Genomic DNA, 18766 nt, shown 5'->3' on the forward strand with positions numbered 1-18766 from the left:
GTCGACGCCAATCATTGTAACTTCGTTCATGGATGTCTCCTCCGATTTGGTGCTTTCAATATCACCACTATGGCACACTTTGATGCCGGTTCCGGGGTGAGGCATCCACACCATCAGTGCCCTTCAGATTATTCGTACGGTGTTCCCGTTGAAACTTTAGCGAAGTCGGCTAAGGTGGGGCAGGCATCCTGAAGGCGGCAGCATGATTTTTAACTCGTTGAACCCCGTACCGCCGACATGGCGCCTATTTGGATCACATCCCATTGCCTGACATCCCTTCACAAAAACTCCGGATTTCCATGCATTTGGGCGCGCATAAAACCGCAACAACGCATCTCCAGCACTCGCTGGAAGCAAATGCGGACCTCTTGGCGCAATCCAAGGTGATATTCAGAGGGCCTTCAGATCTGCGCGGGCCGAAAAAATCGCTCCAGAGTCGGTTTGGACTGCCTACAAGCAAGCACCCAGAATCAAAAGAACGGGCCGAGCAAGCGCTTTGGGACTTGGCGGGGGGGGCAAACCGTTTGGTGCTTTCCGAAGAAAACTTTCTTGGTCCGATGTGGCGCATCAAAAAGGGCAGGCGCGTCGCCCCCCTTTATCCGAATTCCGACTCCCAGTTGGAAAAGCTTATTCCTTATTTCGGGGGCCGCCCGTTGTCGCTTTTTTTGGCCGTCCGCAATCCCGCCGATTTAATGGCCTCGGCCTATTCGCAATCGCTTGTGGGTGGGAAGGTTGAGCCTTTCAAGAATTTCGCAGAGGGAATGGCATTTCACGACGTGCGTTGGTCAAACGTTGTGCGGCGTCTTAGTCTTGTTCCAGAAGTGGCCGAGATTTATGTTTGGCGCTATGAGGATTATCCGGCCAACTTTGTGCGAATCATGCGTAAATTGGTTGGATGGAAACTCGGCCAGCATGTTGAACCAATTGCCCGTCGAGTTCATTCAGGGATGTCGCAACGCGCGGTCGAGCAGGTCTTGCAACAGGCGTCGCCGACGGACAGTCGCGCCCAGCAACGCGAGATGGCCATTGCAGCTCGATCCCTGTACCCGACGGCGCCTGAAAACCCACGATATTCTCCTTGGACGCAAAATGAGATTGAATTAGCGGCCTCTGCCTATCGTTCGGACTTTGAAGATGTCTCGAAGATGGAGAAGGTCAAAGTGATCGGGGCGTGGCAACCCCGCAAGTAACTCAAACCAACGCGCGTGCCTTGCCAAGCGCGTCACCATAGCATATATCGCTTTCGTCGCATGTGGCGACGGCATAAAGGGCAGCATCATGGCAGCAAAACGCACAAATCCGCTTCAGTTCATTCAAGAAGTGCGCGGCGAAGGGGCAAAAATCACATGGCCAACACGTCGTGAGGTCGTTTTGACCACGGCGATGGTTATGGTGATGGCAACGCTCATGGGAATCTTCTTTTCCTTGGTTGATATGGCGATCCGCTCGGGTCTGCAATTTGGCCTTGGGTTCTTCGCATAAAAAAATCGCCTCAATTGGCTTGAATTCACTTGGTTTCAGGGATACTTGAGGCATCAACATCATGGCAGGCGTGCAGCGATTCGGGCTGCGCGCTGTTTTTTGTTCAGGGTTGGATCGCACTAACCCTTTAGAATTTATACATCTTTTGGGGTTTTCCCAAAAATTGAGACAAGGACTGTGGCAAAATGGCTAAGCGTTGGTATTCGGTGAGCGTCCTCTCGAATTTCGAGAAAAAGATCGCCGAAGCAATTAAACTTGCTGCTGCGGAAGCCGGTCTTGAGGAAGAGATCGAAGAAGTACTGGTACCGACGGAGGAAATCATTGAGATCCGCCGTGGGAAAAAAGTGACCGCCGAGCGTCGCTTTATGCCGGGTTACGTTTTGATTCGCATGGAGATGAGCGACGAAGGCTACCACCTTGTAACCTCGATCAATCGCGTCACAGGATTTTTGGGTCCGCAGGGGCGTCCGATGCCGATGCGCGACGCAGAAGTGAATCAGATTTTGAACCGCGTTGAAGAGGGTCTAGAGGCGCCACGTACCTTGATCCATTTCGAAACCGGCGAAAAAGTTCAGGTCACCGACGGTCCGTTCGAAGGTTTCGACGGCATGGTCGAGGACGTGGACGAAGCAAATGGTCGCCTGAAAGTGACCGTAAGTATTTTTGGCCGCGCGACACCGGTCGAGTTGGAATTCACACAGGTAACAAAAGATATCTAGTGTGTGGTGTGGGCCTTCGGGTGCACGAAATTGTGGGAGGGGACCTGAGCGCGCTCAGAAATCCGAACCACACAACCATAGTCCCGCAAACGCGTTTGCGGTGAGTTGAAGAAGGAGAGGCCCGATGGCCAAGAAGATTGCTGGCACTATGAAGCTGCAGGTTCCTGCAGGCAAAGCCAACCCAAGCCCCCCCGTGGGACCCGCGCTGGGTCAGCGCGGCATCAACATCATGGAATTCTGTAAAGCGTTTAACGCGAAAACAGCGGACCTTGAAGTTGGCGCCCCTTGCCCGACCGTGATCACGTATTACCAAGACAAATCTTTCTCGATGGAAGTTAAGACTCCTCCGGCGTCTTATTTCTTGAAAAAAGCTGCAAACATCACGTCGGGTGCGAAAACACCTAGCCGTGAAACTGTGGGTACTGTGACTGCGAAGCAAGTCAAAGAAATCGCAGAAGCAAAAATGAAAGACCTGAACGCAAACGACATTGAGTCAGCTATGCTGATCATCATGGGTTCTGCGCGTTCTATGGGTATCGAGGTAAAATAATCATGGCAAAGCTCGGAAAACGCACAACCGCGGCACGCGCGGCATTTGCTGGTAAAGCAAACCTCACAGTTGAAGATGCTGTTGCATTGGTGAAAGCCAGTGCCGTTGCAAAATTCGACGAAACAGTTGAAATCGCGATGAACCTTGGTGTTGACCCACGTCACGCTGACCAAATGGTTCGCGGTGTTGTTGGCTTGCCAAACGGCACTGGCAAAACAGTACGTGTTGCTGTTTTCGCTCGTGGCCCTAAGGCTGACGAAGCGACAGCTGCTGGTGCAGATATCGTTGGTGCCGAGGACCTTATGGAAATCGTGCAAAGCGGCAAGATCGAATTCGATCGCTGCATTGCGACACCAGACATGATGGGTGTTGTTGGTCGCCTAGGTAAGATCCTAGGCCCACGCAACCTGATGCCAAACCCACGCGTCGGTACTGTGACTATGGACGTTGAAGCTGCTGTTAAAGCGGCCAAAGGCGGCGAAGTTCAGTTCAAAGTTGAAAAAGCCGGTGTGATCCATGCTGGTGTTGGCAAAGTGTCCTTCACTGAAGCGCAACTGATTGAAAACATTCGTGCTTTCGTTGATGCGGTTGCCAAATTGCGCCCGTCGGGCAGCAAGGGTACCTACATGAAATCGATCGCTGTCAGCTCCACAATGGGCCCAGGCGTGACTTTGAATGTTGAAAGCGCAACTGGCAACTAAGCCAGTCTAAAGAATTCCGCGGGGCAACCCGCAGAATGGTGGGGCCGCCGATTTGGCCCCATCCTGTCCGAGACGGAGGGTGGCTTCGGCCATAAATCCTTCCTGAGATGGGGAACGAGACAATTTTTCGAGGGGCAACCCTCGGGTGATCTGGCCTCGGGACCCTGAAATTGGACCCGAACGGCCCAATCCCACACTGGGGGCGGGTCAAACTGAGCCGGGGGGCAACCCCCAAATTTGGAGAAAACTGTGGATAGAGCACAAAAAGAACAGTTGGTCGACGAACTCGGCCAAATCTTTGACAGCTCTGGCGTTGTAGTGGTTTGCCGCTACGAAGGCCTCACGGTTGCTGAAATGCAAGACCTTCGCGCTCAAATGAGCGAAGTCGATGGGTCTGTTCGCGTTGCCAAAAACAAGCTCGCCAAGATCGCCCTTGAGGGTAAGCCATGCGCAAGCATTGCGAGCCTCCTCAATGGCATGACTGTTCTCGCCTACTCTGAAGATCCTGTGGCTGCGGCCAAGGTTGTTCAGGCATACTCCAAAGGGAATTCCAAACTGGAAATTCTCGGTGGTGCTATGGGTGAGACGGCACTGGACGTCGCTGGTGTTATAGCCGTTGCAGCGATGCCGTCACGCGAGGAGCTTATCGCTTCTATCGTTGGCTGCATTGGGGCACCTGCTTCCAACATCGCCGGGGCCATTGGCGCGCCTGCAAGCAATATCGCGAGCATCTTGTCTACAATTGAAGACAAGCTTGCTGCTTAAGCAACATGAGCCTTCGTGGGGATTGTCCTTACACGTTGGAACACAACTTAAACGAACGGAAACAGTATAATGGCTGATCTGAAAAAACTTGCTGAAGAGATCGTTGGTCTTACCCTTCTCGAAGCACAAGAACTGAAAACTATCCTTAAAGACGAGTATGGCATTGAGCCTGCTGCTGGCGGAGCTGTTATGATGGCTGGCCCAGCAGATGCTGGTGCAGACGCAGAAGAGCAAACAGAATTCACAGTAATTCTGAAATCTGCTGGTGCGTCCAAAATCGGCGTCATCAAAGAAGTCCGCGGCATCACAGGTCTTGGCCTGAAAGAAGCTAAAGACCTCGTAGACGCTGGCGGCAAAGCTGTCAAAGAAGGCGTTTCGAAAGAAGAAGCTGAAGACATCAAAGCTAAGCTCGAAGCAGCTGGCGCAGAAGTCGAAGTTAAGTAATTACGTCGGGCATTGCGCCCGAGTGATTGCAAAAATTGGCTGGATCCGGGGTTATTCCGGGTCCAGCTTATCGCGTCTTAGAAACGGTCTGCGGCACGCGGGCATTTCCTAAGAGGCGGTTCAATGGATCGGGCGGAGCCGGTGGGCCGGTTTCGAGAATAGATCCGAATAGCTTTGTTTTGCGATACGTCTCTGTTGCCCAGCTTGGATGTCTCTGCGAAAAATCTGAAAGGTGACCACGCACATGGCTCAATCTTACCTTGGCCAAAAACGGCTTCGCAAATACTTCGGTAAAATCCGCGAAGTTCTCGAGATGCCGAATCTTATCGAGGTTCAGAAATCCTCGTACGACTTGTTCTTGAAATCTGGTGATCAGCTTACGCCCCTCGACGGCGAAGGCATCAACGGCGTATTTCAGTCGGTTTTCCCGATCAAAGATTTCAACGAAACATCCATTCTTGAGTTCGTAAAGTACGAGCTCGAAAAGCCGAAATACGATGTAGAAGAATGTCAGCAACGTGACATGACTTACAGCGCGCCTTTGAAGGTGACGCTCCGCCTCATCGTGTTTGATATCGACGAAGATACAGGCGCGAAATCGGTTAAAGACATCAAAGAACAAGACGTGTTCATGGGCGATATGCCTTTGATGACACCGAATGGCACCTTTGTTGTGAACGGTACCGAGCGCGTAATCGTTTCGCAAATGCACCGCTCACCCGGCGTGTTCTTTGATCACGACAAAGGCAAAACCCACTCCTCGGGTAAACTTTTGTTCGCGTGTCGGATCATTCCTTACCGTGGGTCTTGGTTGGATTTCGAATTCGACGCCAAAGACATCGTGTTCTCACGGATTGACCGTCGTCGCAAATTGCCTGTGACCACATTGCTTTATGCTTTGGGCATGGATCAAGAAGACATTTGCAACGCGTATTATGATACCGTGAACTACACGCTTAAGAAGAACAAAGGTTGGGCAACCAAGTTCTTCCCAGAGCGCGTACGTGGCACACGTCCGACTTATGATCTGGTTGACGCGAAAACGGGTGAAGTGATTGCCGAAGCTGGCAAGAAGATCACTCCTCGCGCCGTGAAGAAACTTGTTGAAGACGCTGCCGTTACTCAGCTTCTTTTGCCGTTCGAGCAAATCCTGGGCAAGTTTGTTGCACGAGACATGATCAATGAAGAAACTGGCGCGATCTATGCCGAAGCTGGCGATGAGTTGGCGTTCGAGTACGATAAAGCTGGCGAAATCACGGGCGGTTCTTTGCAGGAACTTCTTGATGCGGGCATCACCGAGATCCCCGTTCTTGACATCGATAACGTCAATGTTGGGCCTTACATCCGCAACACAATGGCGGCAGATAAAAACATGGGTCGCGACACAGCGCTCATGGATATCTACCGTGTGATGCGTCCTGGCGAGCCACCCACCGTTGAAAGCGCGAGCGCGTTGTTTGACACATTGTTCTTTGATAGCGAACGTTATGATCTCTCGGCCGTTGGTCGTGTGAAAATGAACATGCGTCTTGATCTGGATGCGGATGATTCCATTCGTACCCTGCGCAAAGAAGACATCGTTTCCTGTATCAAAGCGCTTGTTCAATTGCGTGATGGCAAAGGCGACATCGACGACATTGACCACCTCGGCAACCGTCGTGTGCGTTCTGTTGGCGAATTGATGGAAAATCAATACCGTGTTGGCCTGTTGCGCATGGAACGTGCGATCAAAGAGCGGATGTCTTCCGTCGAGATCGACACTGTCATGCCACAAGACCTGATCAATGCGAAACCAGCGGCTGCTGCTGTTCGTGAATTCTTCGGCTCCTCGCAGCTGTCGCAGTTCATGGACCAAACCAACCCGCTCTCGGAAGTCACGCACAAGCGTCGTCTTTCTGCGCTTGGGCCTGGTGGCTTGACGCGCGAACGTGCGGGCTTTGAGGTTCGTGACGTTCACCCAACACACTATGGTCGTATGTGTCCAATTGAGACTCCAGAGGGTCCGAATATTGGTCTGATCAACTCGCTGGCGACTTTTGCCCGCGTGAACAAATACGGCTTTATCGAAACGCCTTATCGCAAGGTTGTCGACACCAAAGTGACTGACGAAGTTCAGTACATGTCGGCTACCGAAGAGATGCGTCACACGGTTGCGCAAGCAAACGCGCAGCTCGATGACGAAGGCAAGTTCAAAAACGACCTCGTGTCTGCACGTCAATCTGGCGAGTATACATTGAGCCCAGCGGCAAACATCGACTTGATCGACGTTTCGCCAAAACAGCTGGTCTCGGTTGCGGCTTCGCTTATTCCGTTCCTCGAAAACGATGACGCCAACCGTGCCTTGATGGGCTCGAACATGATGCGTCAAGCCGTTCCATTGCTACAGGCTGAAGCGCCTTTGGTTGGGACTGGTATTGAGGAAGTGGTTGCACGCGACTCCGGTGCTTCGATCATGGCGAAACGCCAAGGTATCGTTGACCAAGTTGATGCGCAGCGTATCGTTGTTCGTGCGACGCATGATCTTGAACTCGGCGATGCTGGCGTAGACATCTATCGTCTGCGTAAGTTCCAACGCTCAAACCAAAACACCTGTATTAACCAACGCCCGTTGGTAAAAGTAGGCGATATTGTCGGCAAAAACGAAGTTATTGCTGACGGCCCGTCCACGGATATTGGCGAATTGGCTTTGGGTAAAAACGTGATTGTCGCGTTTATGCCTTGGAATGGCTACAACTACGAAGACTCCATCCTGATCTCTGAGCGTATCGTTCGTGACGACGTGTTTACTTCGGTTCACATCGAAGAATTCGAAGTCGCCGCACGTGATACAAAGCTTGGTCCTGAGGAAATCACACGCGATATTCCAAACGTTGGTGAAGAAGCGCTGCGCAACCTCGACGAGGCCGGCATTGTTTACATCGGTGCGGAAGTTCACCCCGGTGACATCCTTGTGGGTAAAATCACACCGAAGGGCGAAAGCCCAATGACGCCTGAAGAAAAGCTTCTTCGCGCGATCTTCGGTGAAAAAGCCTCTGACGTACGTGACACATCGTTGCGTGTGAAACCGGGTGATTTCGGGACTGTTGTTGAAGTTCGTGTTTTCAACCGCCACGGCGTTGAAAAAGACGAACGTGCGTTGCAAATCGAGCGTGAAGAAGTCGAACGTTTGGCGCGTGACCGCGACGACGAGCTGACAATTCTTGATCGCAACATCTATCAGCGTCTTAAATCTATGGTTCTGGGTAAAACCGTTGCCAAGGGTCCGAAGGGCGTTAAGCCTGGGTCCGAAGTAACCGAAGATCTATTGGGCATGTTGTCCAAGGGTCTATGGTGGCAGCTCGCACTTGAAGATGAAGAAGCAGCAAAAATTATCGAAGCTCTGAACGCGCAATACGACGTTCAGAAAAAGATGATGGAAGCGCGCTTCGAGGATAAAGTCGAGAAAGTACGTCGCGGCGATGATTTGCCTCCGGGTGTGATGAAGATGGTTAAAGTCTTTATTGCTGTGAAGCGTAAGCTTCAGCCAGGTGATAAAATGGCGGGTCGTCACGGGAACAAAGGTGTTATTTCTAAGGTTGTGCCTATGGAAGACATGCCGTTCCTCGCGGATGGTACGCCGGTTGACTTCTGTTTGAACCCACTGGGTGTGCCTTCGCGGATGAACGTTGGTCAGATCCTAGAAACCCACATGGGTTGGGCGAGCCGTGGTTTGGGTATCCAAATCGACGAAGCGCTCGGCGAGTACCGCCGTTCTGGCGATATGACCCCTGTTCGGGATGCGATGAAGTTTGCTTATGGCGATGATGTCTATGACGAAGGCATCGCCGACATGACTGAAAAGCAATTGTTGGAAGCTGCGGGTAACGTTACCGGCGGTGTGCCAATCGCGACACCTGTTTTTGACGGCGCCAAAGAGGCGGATGTTAACGACGCGTTGACGCGGGCTGGCTTTGACACTTCTGGTCAATCGGTTCTGTTTGATGGTCGTACAGGCGAGCAATTCGCCCGTAAAGTGACCGTGGGTATGAAATACCTGCTCAAACTGCATCACCTCGTGGACGACAAAATCCACGCACGTTCAACTGGGCCTTACAGTCTTGTCACGCAGCAACCTTTGGGCGGTAAAGCTCAGTTCGGTGGCCAGCGTTTCGGGGAGATGGAAGTCTGGGCACTCGAAGCATATGGCGCGGCTTACACGCTGCAAGAGATGCTGACCGTGAAATCCGATGACGTTGCTGGACGGACGAAAGTCTATGAAAGCATTGTCAAAGGTGAAGATAATTACGAGGCCGGTGTGCCCGAAAGCTTCAACGTGCTTGTCAAAGAAGTCCGGGGCCTCGGCCTGAACATGGAACTCCTGGATGCGGAGGAGGATGAGTAGGGCCCCGTGCCTTACTCATCCCACCTTCCCCTGATTATAAGGAACGCAAAATGAACCAGGAACTTACAAACAACCCGTTTAACCCGCTCACACCCCAAAAGACTTTTGACGAGATCAAAGTTTCTTTGGCGAGCCCGGAACGGATTCTCTCGTGGTCTTACGGCGAAATCAAAAAGCCAGAGACCATCAACTATCGTACGTTCAAACCAGAGCGTGACGGTCTTTTCTGTGCGCGTATTTTTGGCCCCATCAAAGACTACGAATGTCTCTGTGGCAAATATAAGCGTATGAAATATCGCGGCGTTGTCTGCGAGAAATGTGGTGTTGAAGTTACGCTTCAAAAAGTGCGTCGTGAGCGCATGGGCCACATTGAACTTGCAGCACCTGTTGCGCACATCTGGTTCCTCAAGTCGTTGCCATCGCGCATCGGCCTGATGCTGGATATGACACTGCGCGATCTTGAACGTATTCTCTACTTTGAAAACTACGTTGTGATCGAGCCGGGCCTCACCGACCTCACTTATGGTCAATTGATGTCCGAAGAAGAGTATATGGACGCCCAAGACGCGTTCGGCATGGACGCTTTCACTGCCGGTATTGGCGCTGAAGCGATCCGTGAAATGCTCTCCTTGATCGACCTTGAATCCGAGGCCGAAACGCTGCGGGCCGACTTGGCCGAAGCAACGGGTGAGTTGAAGCCTAAGAAGATCATCAAACGTCTTAAAATCGTTGAGAGCTTCCTTGAGTCCGGCAACCGTCCTGAGTGGATGGTTATGACGGTGATCCCAGTGATCCCGCCAGAGTTGCGCCCCTTGGTTCCGCTTGATGGCGGTCGTTTTGCGACCTCCGACCTCAACGATCTGTATCGTCGGGTGATCAACCGTAACAACCGTTTGAAACGCCTTCTTGAGCTGCGTGCGCCCGATATCATCGTGCGCAACGAAAAACGTATGCTGCAAGAATCCGTTGATGCGCTGTTTGACAACGGCCGTCGTGGTCGTGTGATTACTGGGGCCAACAAGCGTCCTTTGAAATCATTGTCTGACATGCTCAAAGGTAAGCAAGGCCGTTTCCGTCAAAACCTTTTGGGTAAACGCGTCGACTTCTCTGGCCGTTCGGTGATTGTGACCGGTCCTGAGTTGAAACTGCATCAATGTGGTCTTCCTAAGAAGATGGCGTTGGAACTGTTTAAACCGTTTATCTACTCGCGTCTTGAAGCCAAAGGCCTGTCTTCCACTGTGAAGCAAGCCAAGAAACTCGTGGAAAAAGAGCGTCCCGAAGTTTGGGACATCTTGGATGAGGTTATTCGGGAACACCCCGTTATGCTCAACCGCGCGCCGACGCTTCACCGTCTTGGTATCCAAGCGTTTGAACCGATCCTGATTGAAGGGAAAGCTATTCAGCTTCACCCCCTCGTTTGTTCGGCCTTTAACGCTGACTTTGACGGCGACCAAATGGCGGTTCACGTTCCTTTGAGCCTTGAAGCACAGCTTGAAGCACGTGTTTTGATGATGTCCACGAACAACGTTTTGTCGCCCGCCAACGGTGCGCCAATTATCGTTCCGTCACAGGACATGATCTTGGGCCTTTATTACATCACTCTCATGCGTCAAGGCATGATTGGTGAAGGCATGGCCTTCGCGGATGTGGATGAGGTTCAACACGCTCTTGATGCTGGTGTCGTTCACTTGCACTCCAAAATCATCGCGCGGGTTCCGCAAATCGATGAAGAAGGCAACGAGATCATGGTGCGGTTTGAAACCACACCTGGTCGTGTGCGCCTTGGTGCGCTTTTGCCGAAGAATGCAAAAGCACCGTTTGAGTTGGTCAACAACTTGCTGCGGAAAAAGGACGTTCAGAAAGTCATCGATACGGTCTACCGTTATTGCGGTCAGAAAGAGTCGGTTATCTTCTGTGACCACATCATGACTATGGGTTTCCGTGAAGCGTTCAAAGCGGGTATTTCCTTTGGCAAAGACGACATGGTTATCCCAGATACAAAATGGGCAACCGTTGACGAAACACGCGATCAAGTGCGTGATTTCGAACTTCAATATATGGACGGCCTGATTACTCAGGGCGAGAAATATAACAAAGTTGTCGATGCTTGGTCCAAGTGTAACGACAAAGTCACTGATGCGATGATGAACACCATTTCCGCTCTGAAAATTGACGAAAATGGCGCTGAAATGGAGCCGAACTCGGTTTACATGATGGCCCACTCTGGTGCGCGTGGTTCGGTTACTCAGATGAAACAGCTCGGCGGGATGCGTGGTCTTATGGCCAAGCCGAACGGCGACATCATCGAGACACCGATTATCTCGAACTTTAAAGAGGGCCTCTCGGTTCTTGAGTACTTCAACTCTACCCACGGTGCACGTAAAGGTCTGTCTGATACCGCGCTTAAAACGGCGAACTCGGGTTACCTGACACGTCGTCTGGTGGACGTTGCTCAGGATTGTATCGTTCGCGAACATGACTGTGGAACGGAATTGTCTATTACCGCTGAAGCTGCGGTAAAAGACGGTGAAGTTGTTGCAAGCATCGCCGAGATCGTTCTGGGTCGTGTTGCTGCGGAGGATGTCCTGAAACCAGGCACCGACGAAGTGATCGTTTCCAAAAACGAAGTCATCGACGAGCGTAAATCCGACCTTATCGAAGCTGCTGGTGTGGCAACGATGCGGATGCGGAGCCCGTTGACATGTGAGGCCGAAGAAGGCGTCTGCGCCATGTGTTACGGTCGTGACCTTGCACGCGGTACTTTGGTGAACCAAGGCGAAGCGGTTGGTATTATCGCGGCGCAATCCATTGGTGAGCCTGGCACACAGCTTACAATGCGGACGTTCCACATTGGTGGCGTTGCACAGGGTGGTCAACAGTCGTTCCAAGAAGCCAGCCACACAGGCAAAGTCGGGTTCAAGAACGAGCTTCTGCTTAAGAACTCTTCGGGTGAATCGATTGTTATGGGCCGCAACATGCTCCTCACAATCGAGGACGAAAGCGGCGCTGAGCTTGTAAGTCATAAGATCAGCTACGGTTCGAAAATCCACGTCAAAGCGGGTTCGAATGTTACCCGTGGCGACAAACTGTTTGAATGGGATCCCTATACGCTCCCAATCATTGCCGAAAAAGCGGGTACTGCGAAATTCGTGGACCTCGTAAGCGGTATTTCCGTGCGCGACGAAACCGATGACGCAACAGGCATGACACAGAAAATCGTTATCGATTGGCGTGCTGCACCTAAAGGCAACGAACTCAAGCCTGAGATTTTCATCATTGGTGAAGATGGTGAACCGTTGCGCAATGATGTGGGCAACCTTGTTTCCTATCCAATGTCGGTTGACGCTGTGCTCTCGATAGAAGAGAGCTCGGAAGTTCAAGCGGGTGATGTGATTGCGCGTATTCCTCGTGAAGGCGCGAAAACCAAGGACATTACCGGTGGTCTGCCACGGGTTGCGGAACTCTTTGAGGCACGTCGTCCCAAAGACCACGCGATCATCGCAGAAATCGACGGCTTTGTTCGTTTCGGTCGCGACTACAAAAACAAGCGTCGGATCTCGATTGAGCCAAAAGACGAGAGTCTGGAGCCAGTGGAATACATGGTTCCAAAAGGGAAGCACATCCCAGTAGCCGAGGGCGATTTCGTCCAAAAAGGCGACTACATCATGGATGGCAACCCTGCGCCGCATGACATTCTTGCAGTTATGGGTGTTGAAGCTCTTGCCAACTATATGGTCGAGGAAGTTCAAGAAGTTTACCGTCTCCAGGGCGTGAAGATTAACGATAAACACATCGAGGTTATCGTTCGTCAGATGCTCCAGAAATGGGAAATTCTGGACAGCGGTGAAACCACATTGCTCAAAGGCGAGCACGTGGATAAAGCCGAGTTTGATGCCGCAAATGCCAAAGCGGAGGCCGCTGGTCGCCGTCTTGCATCTGGGGAACCCATCCTTCTTGGTATCACCAAAGCGTCGCTTCAAACGCGTTCGTTCATCTCGGCGGCGTCCTTCCAAGAGACAACCCGCGTGCTCACCGAGGCTTCGGTCCAAGGCAAGCGCGACAAACTGGTTGGCCTCAAAGAGAACGTCATCGTGGGCCGCTTGATCCCTGCTGGCACCGGTGGTGCCACGCAACAAGCGCGTGCCATTGCTGTTCAGCGTGACAACGTGGTTCTGGAAGCCCGCCGCGCGGAAGCCGAGCAGGCAGCCGCAATTGCTGCCCCTGTGGTGCCCAAGGACGTGATCGGCGGCGATGTGTTCTCAACACCCGCTTCCGAGACCGAAGAAAGCCGCGACTCTTAATAAAGTCCGACTAGCAAATTAAATTGGGCCCCTGCGTTTACCAACGCGGGGGCCTTTTCCGTTTATCGCCGCTTGGTGCGAACTTTGGGCTGGGAAAATCGAAAAGGCAGGCCTAGGTTGTCAAAAAACAACCGCGAGATCGCCCATGGCTCAGGACTACAACAATCAAGTGATCGGTCTTGTTCGGTTCTCGTTTCCGGCGCTGTCGGGCTTTTCTAAGGGCGGTGATGATCTCAACGAACTTGAGGCGTTTCTCTATGATCCTGAGAGGCTTGAACGCCGGTTTTATTTGTTCGAAAAGCTTTGCCTGCCGTCTTTACTTGCGCAAACCGACCCCGATTTTACGTGCGTCTTCCTTGTGGGGAACAGCCTCCCGCTAGCGGCAAAAGACAACCTTAAGGCGCTACTTGCTCCGCTCTCGAACGCACGGATCGTTGCGCGTGAGAGTGAACACAATTATGCGGCCATTCGCAAAGTCTATGACAGCATCCCTCAAGACGGTTTTAGCCACCGGACGAGTTTTCGGCTGGATGATGATGATGCGGTCTCCAATGATTATATCAAACGCCTAAAGCGAACGGCGCGGAAGTTAGAACCCCTTTGCAAACCGAAGCAACCTATTGCGCTTTCCTTCAATCGAGGGTTTTACGTTCAGATTAAAAACGGCGAAAATCGCATTTTTGACGCCTGCGAACGCACACCTTTATCGGTTGGCTCGGCACTTTTCGCCCAAGCGGGGCACCCCGAAAATGTCTATGCCCGCAATCATCGATTTCTCGGTCAATTCTTTAATCTTTATTCCGATGTCTCGGAACCAAATTTCATTCGCGCAATCCATCGGGACAATGACAGCGATCCGGTGATTGTCGGACATTCAAACAAGCTCTCCAACGCGGAGATCAAGACGGGTATCGATACGCATTTTCCGATCCCTTTTGACACATTACAGGACCTCTAATGTACGAGTCTACGCAGGGTGAAAATTTACGCGGCGCCGCGATGATGAGCGCTTCGATGGCGGGCTTTACGGTGAACGATGCGTTCATGAAAGTCCTGCTAGAGGATATGCCATTTTATCAAGGCTTGTTGATTCGAGCTGTGATTGTCGGGGTGATGATTGTCGCATTTGCAAAGTTCACAGGAGGACTAGACCTTCGTTTGACCCGCCGCGATAGCTGGATCGTTTTTTGGCGGACCGTCGGTGAAGTTTCTGCTTCTTTCCTTTTCATAACGGCCCTCATGCATATGCCTCTGGCCAACACCACGGCTATTATGCAATCGCTCCCCTTAACTGTCGCCCTCGCAGGGGCCCTCTTTTTCAGGGAGCCGCTTGGTTGGCGTAGACTGACTGCGATTTTTGCTGGGTTCTGCGGGGTGATGCTCATTGTCCGGCCCGGGACTGATTTCAATTTCTATGCGCTCTATGCCTTGGGGGCGGTCTTTGCCGTGACGTTACGCGATCTTGCGTCACGCCAACTTTCCCCCACCGTTAGGACCTTGCCCGTTATATTTTTTGCGACCATCGGGAATGCGGGCTTAGGATTCGCTCTGTTTGTTCTAGGGGGAGGTGCCTCGGAGCCTTGGCAGGACATCGGAGCCCAACAGGTTTTCTTGCTCGTAGGAGCGTCGGCATTCTTGGTTGTCGGGTATGCGTTTTCCGTGAGTTCGATGCGGGTAGGAGCCCTCGCGGTTGTGACACCTTTTCGCTACACGGCGATCCTCTTTGCGCTTGTCCTTGGGTTTGTGGTGTTTGATGACTGGCCAGATACGTTCACGCTTATTGGGGCGGGAATCGTTGTGTTATCTGGGCTGGTGACATTGTTCAGGGAACAACTTGCCGCGAAGCGGGCGCGCTTGGCCTTAAACCGATGAGAATTCGATCTGGTGGGAATGCGCGTTTGCGAACAGAAAAATCGTGGGGCAAATTACGTGCATCCCACGATCTCGGCGAAAAATTGGCCTCGTTTTCGCATTGGGTAGGAATCGCGCTGACCTGTGTTGACAATGGCGGCGACTCCCCATAAATAGCGCCTACTTGGCATGGGTGTATTCCCGATTTGCCGTATTCAAAACCGAAGTGGTCACGATCCGGGCCTTATTGCTCCGATCCTCTGAATGCCCACCGCGTCGTTCCCACACTGGGGATGGATGTGGTTTTTTTGCGTTTTGTGCACGGGATGTGCCTATGAGCCATACGGGGCGTCGTCCCGTTTTGAAATTTTGTGTTGCAACACGGGGAAATAACCGGAATGCCAACTATACAACAGCTGATCCGCAAGCCGCGCCAGCCGAAAGTAAAGCGTCAGAAATCCATGCACCTGCAGGCTTGTCCTCAGAAGCGTGGCGTCTGCACACGTGTCTATACAACGACACCAAAGAAACCAAACTCTGCTATGCGTCGCGTCGCCAAAGTGCGTCTGACAAATGGTTTTGAGGTCATTAGCTACATCCCGGGTGAAGGTCACAACCTTCAGGAGCACTCTGTTGTTCTTATCCGCGGCGGTCGTGTAAAAGACCTTCCGGGTGTTCGCTACCACGTTCTGCGCGGTGTGCTGGATACCCAAGGTGTTAAAGATCGTAAGCAACGTCGTTCGAAATACGGCGCTAAGCGTCCTAAATAAAGGGAGACTGAGATGTCCCGTCGTCACGCCGCTGAAAAGCGCGAAGTTCTTCCAGACGCTAAGTTTGGGGATAAAGTTCTTACCAAGTTCATGAATAACCTCATGATCGATGGTAAAAAATCCGTTGCTGAGAGCATTGTTTACAACGCGTTTGATCGCGTTGAAGACAAGATCAAACGCGCACCTGTAGAAGTGTTCCATGAAGCACTCGAAAACATCAAACCTTCCCTCGAAGTGCGTTCGCGCCGCGTGGGTGGTGCGACGTATCAGGTGCCTGTTGATGTGCGCCCTGAGCGCCGCGAAGCACTTGCGATCCGTTGGTTGATCACGTCTGCGCGCAAGCGTAACGAGAACACAATGGAAGAGCGTCTTGCTGGTGAGTTGTTGGATGCGGTTAATAACCGCGGCACAGCCGTCAAAAAGCGCGAAGATACCCACAAAATGGCCGAAGCGAACAAAGCTTTCAGCCATTACCGCTGGTAAACCCTTAGGGCTTAGGACCAACATAATGGCACGCGATTATCCCCTCGACAGATACCGCAACTTCGGCATCATGGCGCACATCGACGCAGGTAAAACAACCTGTTCCGAGCGCATCCTGTTTTATACAGGCAAGTCCCACAATATTGGTGAGGTGCACGATGGTGCGGCCACTATGGACTGGATGGAGCAAGAGCAAGAGCGCGGTATTACTATTACTTCGGCTGCAACAACGACGTTCTGGGAGCGCACCGAAGACGGTGACAACCCAGACGGCGAAAAGCACCGGATGAACATTATCGACACACCAGGTCACGTTGACTTCACAATCGAAGTTGAGCGTTCCTTGGCTGTTCTCGATGGTGCTGTTGCGGTTCTGGACGCGAATGCGGGTGTTGAACCACAGACTGAAACTGTTTGGCGTCAGGCTGACCGTTATAAAGTTCCGCGCATTGTTTTTGTCAACAAAATGGACAAAATCGGCGCGGACTTCTTCAACTGTGTTCATATGATCGAAGATCGTACGGGCGCTGTTGCGGCTCCAATCCAAATCCCAATCGGTTCAGAAACCGAACTCGAAGGCTTGGTCGATCTTGTGACCATGGAAGAGTGGGTTTGGGAAGGTGAAGACCTTGGCGCATCTTGGGAAAAACGCCCAATCCGTGCTGAACTTCTTGAGTTGGCGACTGAATGGCGCGGCAAACTGATTGAGATTGCTGTCGACATGGATGACGCGGCAATGGAAGCTTACCTCGAAGGCAATGAGCCTGATGTTCCAACCTTGCGTCGCCTTATTCGCGCAGGGACTTTGGCCATCAAATTCATTCCCGTTCTTTGTGGTTCTGCGTTCAAAAACAAAGGCGTTCAGCCTCTGTTGAATGCTGTGATCGACTATCTTCCATCCCCGATGGACGTTGTGGATTACATGGGCTTTAGACCAGGTGACGAGACAGAAACCCGTAATATCCCGCGTCGCGCGGATGATAATATGGCGTTCTCGGGACTTGCGTTCAAAATCATGAACGACCCCTTCGTTGGTACTCTTACGTTCACACGCATCTACTCTGGCGTTCTGAACAAAGGTGACAACCTTCTGAACTCTACGAAAGGCCGCAAAGAGCGCGTCGGTCGTATGATGATGATGCACTCTAACGATCGCGAAGAGATCCAAGAAGCATTTGCGGGCGACATTATCGCGCTTGCAGGCCTCAAAGATACAACAACGGGTGACACTCTGTGTTCCGTTGCTGATCCAGTAGTTTTGGAAACGATGACGTTCCCAGAGCCTGTTATCGAGATCGCGATTGAGCCTAAAACAAAGGCTGACCAAGAAAAAATGTCGACTGGCCTTGGCCGTTTGGCTGCTGAGGATCCTTCCTTCCGCGTTGAGACTGACCTTGAGTCCGGTCAAACAATTATGCGCGGCATGGGCGAGCTTCACCTCGATATCCTCGTGGACCGTCTTAAGCGTGAGTTTAAGGTTGAAGCAAATATCGGTGCTCCACAAGTTGCCTACCGCGAGACCATTGGCCACGAAGTTGAGCACGTTTACACCCACAAGAAACAGTCGGGTGGTTCGGGTCAATACGCTGAAGTTAAACTACAGATCATCCCAACTGAGCCGGGCGAGGGTTACTCCTTCGAAAGCAAAGTCGTTGGTGGGTCTGTTCCGAAAGAATACGTACCGGGTGTTGAAAAAGGCATTAAATCGGTTATGGATAGTGGCCCCCTTGCTGGCTTCCCCGTGATCGACTTTAAAGTCATTCTTATCGAGGGTAAGTACCACGATGTTGACTCCAGCATCCTCGCATTCGAAATCGCTGCACGTATGTGTATGCGGGAAGGTATGCGGAAAGCTGGCGCGAAATTGCTTGAGCCAATCATGAAGGTCGAAGTCATCACTCCAGATGAATACACTGGTAGTGTTATTGGCGATCTGACATCGCGTCGCGGTCATATTCAAGGGCAAGATACACGCGGTAACGCCATTGCTATCGATGCTTTCGTCCCATTGGCTAACATGTTCGGCTACATCAACAATTTGCGCTCAATGTCTTCGGGCCGCGCAAACTTCTCGATGCAGTTTGACCATTACGAACCAGTACCGTCGAATATCTCGGAAGAAATTCAGGCGAAATTCGCCTAATCGTAATTGCGGGTCAGATTTTATTCTGACCCGCTCACTAACCACTAGGAGAGCCTCATGGGTAAGGAAAAATTCCAACGTAACAAACCGCATTGTAACATTGGTACAATCGGCCACGTTGACCACGGTAAGACGACTTTGACAGCTGCGATTACGAAGCAGTTTTCGGACAACTT

15 protein-coding genes are annotated in these 18766 nt (G+C 51.9%); all 15 read left to right on the top strand.

The genetic code is table 11. The annotated features are described in order from the left end of the window. Window positions 1-263 precede the first annotated feature (263 nt). Window positions 264-1190 carry a hypothetical protein gene (locus AB9F27_RS21160; RefSeq protein ID WP_335586676.1) on the top strand — a complete coding sequence of 309 codons (927 nt, stop codon included), beginning with the start codon at window positions 264-266 and terminating at the stop codon, window positions 1188-1190. 88 nt (window positions 1191-1278) lie between these two features. Further along, complete coding sequence (secE, locus tag AB9F27_RS21165; protein WP_039003436.1) at window positions 1279-1482, top strand: preprotein translocase subunit SecE; 204 nt, start codon at window positions 1279-1281, stop codon at window positions 1480-1482. Window positions 1483-1667: 185 nt separating this feature from the next. Beyond that, window positions 1668-2201, top strand: coding sequence for a transcription termination/antitermination protein NusG (nusG, locus tag AB9F27_RS21170; protein WP_039003437.1), 534 nt, complete (start codon window positions 1668-1670; stop codon window positions 2199-2201). A 124-nt stretch (window positions 2202-2325) separates the two neighbouring features. Next, entirely contained in the window at window positions 2326-2751 is a 426-nt protein-coding gene (gene rplK / locus AB9F27_RS21175; protein ID WP_039003438.1) for a 50S ribosomal protein L11, read from the top strand. Window positions 2752-2753: 2 nt separating this feature from the next. After that, window positions 2754-3452 carry a 50S ribosomal protein L1 gene (gene rplA / locus AB9F27_RS21180; protein ID WP_039003439.1) on the top strand — a complete coding sequence of 233 codons (699 nt, stop codon included), beginning with the start codon at window positions 2754-2756 and terminating at the stop codon, window positions 3450-3452. Window positions 3453-3701: 249 nt separating this feature from the next. Beyond that, the gene (rplJ, locus tag AB9F27_RS21185) at window positions 3702-4217 is read left to right on the top strand and encodes a 50S ribosomal protein L10 (protein WP_335586677.1); all 516 of its coding nucleotides are present in this window, start codon (window positions 3702-3704) and stop codon (window positions 4215-4217) included. A 69-nt stretch (window positions 4218-4286) separates the two neighbouring features. Continuing rightward, window positions 4287-4661, top strand: a complete 375-nt coding sequence (gene rplL, locus AB9F27_RS21190; RefSeq protein WP_039003441.1) for a 50S ribosomal protein L7/L12 — start codon at window positions 4287-4289, stop codon at window positions 4659-4661. Window positions 4662-4905: 244 nt separating this feature from the next. Further along, a complete protein-coding gene (rpoB, locus tag AB9F27_RS21195) occupies window positions 4906-9042 on the top strand; it encodes a DNA-directed RNA polymerase subunit beta (RefSeq protein ID WP_039003442.1) in 4137 nt (1378 codons plus the stop codon). A 50-nt stretch (window positions 9043-9092) separates the two neighbouring features. After that, the gene (gene rpoC, locus AB9F27_RS21200; RefSeq protein ID WP_335586678.1) at window positions 9093-13343 is read left to right on the top strand and encodes a DNA-directed RNA polymerase subunit beta'; all 4251 of its coding nucleotides are present in this window, start codon (window positions 9093-9095) and stop codon (window positions 13341-13343) included. A 145-nt stretch (window positions 13344-13488) separates the two neighbouring features. Next, the gene (locus tag AB9F27_RS21205) at window positions 13489-14301 is read left to right on the top strand and encodes a glycosyltransferase (RefSeq protein WP_335586679.1); all 813 of its coding nucleotides are present in this window, start codon (window positions 13489-13491) and stop codon (window positions 14299-14301) included. Further along, window positions 14301-15215: a DMT family transporter gene (locus tag AB9F27_RS21210; RefSeq protein WP_335586680.1), complete on the top strand. Its 915-nt coding sequence runs from the start codon at window positions 14301-14303 to the stop codon at window positions 15213-15215. The genes AB9F27_RS21205 and AB9F27_RS21210 overlap by 1 nt, the downstream gene beginning before the upstream one ends. 377 nt (window positions 15216-15592) lie before the next feature. Continuing rightward, window positions 15593-15964 (top strand): 30S ribosomal protein S12, encoded by a 372-nt coding sequence (gene rpsL, locus AB9F27_RS21215; protein ID WP_039003445.1) that lies wholly within the window; start codon window positions 15593-15595, stop codon window positions 15962-15964. A 12-nt stretch (window positions 15965-15976) separates the two neighbouring features. Continuing rightward, complete coding sequence (rpsG, locus tag AB9F27_RS21220; RefSeq protein WP_039003446.1) at window positions 15977-16447, top strand: 30S ribosomal protein S7; 471 nt, start codon at window positions 15977-15979, stop codon at window positions 16445-16447. A gap of 25 nt (window positions 16448-16472) precedes the next feature. Further along, on the top strand, window positions 16473-18590 hold the full coding sequence (gene fusA, locus AB9F27_RS21225) for an elongation factor G (RefSeq protein ID WP_335586681.1): 2118 nt from the start codon (window positions 16473-16475) through the stop codon (window positions 18588-18590). Between the two features lie 57 nt (window positions 18591-18647). Further along, window positions 18648-18766, top strand: a 119-nt coding sequence (locus tag AB9F27_RS21230; RefSeq protein WP_369756319.1) for a GTP-binding protein, incomplete at its 3' end; no start/stop codon positions are given.

The sequence above is a fragment of the Falsihalocynthiibacter sp. CO-5D18 genome (assembly GCF_041205445.1).
GTDB lineage: Bacteria > Pseudomonadota > Alphaproteobacteria > Rhodobacterales > Rhodobacteraceae > Falsihalocynthiibacter > Falsihalocynthiibacter arcticus.